Consider the following 1927-nt stretch of genomic DNA (forward strand, 5'->3'; position numbering starts at 1 on the left):
TTATAGAACAAGGCATTCGACCGACACAAGGAAGATCGCGCGCCAAAATCGGAGAGTCGGTTGCAGCGCCGCTATTCCCAAAGAAAGACGACCCGAATATCATGGACGGAACCCAAACGAATCGATAATCGATTCAGTMGTATATTGGTGCAATATGCGCTCATCGTGGTGCAGGCCTTCCCAGCGATGGTGCCCGTCACTCGTACGAAGACTCGGAAGACCCGGAAGACTCGGCGGAACGCGAACATGAACCGGCAAGACCATCAGGAAAACGGCGGCGCAGCGCCAGCCATCGACACGGAAAGCGCCGAAAAGACCACTCGCCCAGACCCGCTTTTCAATCAGTCGCTGGAGAAGGGGCTGGAAGTGCTGCGGGCTTTCAGCGCGGTCCATCGCACCCTCACGCTGGCCGAACTGGCGGGACTGACCGGCATGACCAAAAGCTCCGCGCAACGCACCGTGCATACGCTGGAAACGCTGGGCTATGTGGCCAAGCACCCGCAGACGCGGCGCTTCCGGCTGACGCCCAAGGTGATGGAGATCGGCTACAACTACCTGTCCGCCGACGCGCTGATCCAGGTCGCCAGCCCTTACCTGTCGCAGCTCGCCAATGCCAGCGGCGAGACCGCCAACCTGACCGAGCCGGTGGGGCTGGAGATGGTCTACGTGGCGCAGTTGATGACGTCGAAAACCATCCCGGTGCTGACGCCCGTAGGCATGCGCATCCCGATGTACTGCACCAGCAGCGGCCGCGCGTACCTGAGCACGTTGCCCGACGATCAGGTGATGGCCATGCTGGAGGACTCGGCCCGGGTGGCGCGCACGCCGGCCACGCTGACCGATGTGGCGGCGATCTTCGAGACGGTGGTGGCTTGCCGGAAGGTGGGCTACGCCTGCAACAACGAGGAGTTGTTCCTGGGCGATATGGGCGTGGGCGCGGCCATCGTCAACAGCCAGGGGCAGGCGGTGGGCGCGGTGCATGTGTCGCCGCCGGCCAGCCGCTGGAGCATGGCCGAGGCGCAGAAGAAGCTGGCGCCGATGGTGATCGAATGCGCGTGGGCGATCTCGCGTTCGATCGCCCACTGAGAAGTTGAATCGCTAACTCGCTAACTCGCTAACTCGCCAACTCGCTTTAGCGCGCGTGCTCCAGCATCGCTTGCAGCAGCACATTGGCGCCGGCCTCGATATGCTCGGGCAGCGCGTCTTCCAGCTCGTTGTGGCTGATGCCGTCCTTGCACGGCACGAAGATCATGCCGGTGGGCGCGCGCTGCGCCACGTACACGGCGTCGTGCCCGGCGCCGCTGACCACGTCCATGTGCGGCAGGCCCAGCGCGGCCGCGGCGCGGCGCACGCTGTCCACGCATGCCGGCGCGAACACGCAGGGCTCGAACTTCACCACCTGGCGGATCGACACGTCTACCGCGCCGCGCTGCGCAATCTGCGCGAACGACGCGCGCATGGCGGCGTCCATGCGGTCCAGCCCATCCTGCGAAAGATTGCGCAGGTCCACGGAAAAGTCCACGCGGCCCGGAATCACGTTGCGTGAGTTGGGCGTGACCTGCACGTAGCCTACCGTGCCGCGCCCGTGCGGAGCCTCCGCCACGGCGATGCGGTTGACTTCATCGATCATGCGGGCGGCCGCCAGCATGGCGTCGTGGCGCAGCGCCAGCGGCGTGGGGCCGGCGTGGGCGTCCATGCCGGTCACGGTCACGTCGTACCATTGCTGGCCGAGCGCGCCCGAGACCACGCCGATCGGCAGCCCGGCGGCTTCCAGCACCGGCCCCTGCTCGATATGCGCCTCGAAATAGGCCGCGAACATGCCGCCCGGCACTTCGCCCACGGGCTGCTCGCCGCGGTAGCCGATCTGCGCCAGTGCTTCGCCCACGCTGATGCCGTCGAGGTCGCGCTGGGCACGGATGAACTCCGC

At 65.9% G+C, this 1927-nt stretch carries 2 protein-coding genes; one reads left to right on the forward strand and one right to left on the reverse strand.

Going from position 1 to position 1927, the window contains the following annotated elements:
• The first annotated feature begins 246 nt into the window (after positions 1–246).
• The gene (locus AC1DS3_RS38175) at positions 247–1086 is read left to right on the forward strand and encodes an IclR family transcriptional regulator (RefSeq protein WP_441630758.1); all 840 of its coding nucleotides are present in this window, start codon (positions 247–249) and stop codon (positions 1084–1086) included.
• Positions 1087–1132: 46 nt separating this feature from the next.
• On the opposite strand, the gene AC1DS3_RS38180 is transcribed toward AC1DS3_RS38175, so the two are convergent.
• Positions 1133–1927: hydantoinase/carbamoylase family amidase (locus AC1DS3_RS38180; protein ID WP_477129311.1), on the reverse strand; the 795-nt coding region annotated here is incomplete at its 5' end.

It is taken from the genome of Cupriavidus sp. 01L46 (genome assembly GCF_056399905.1).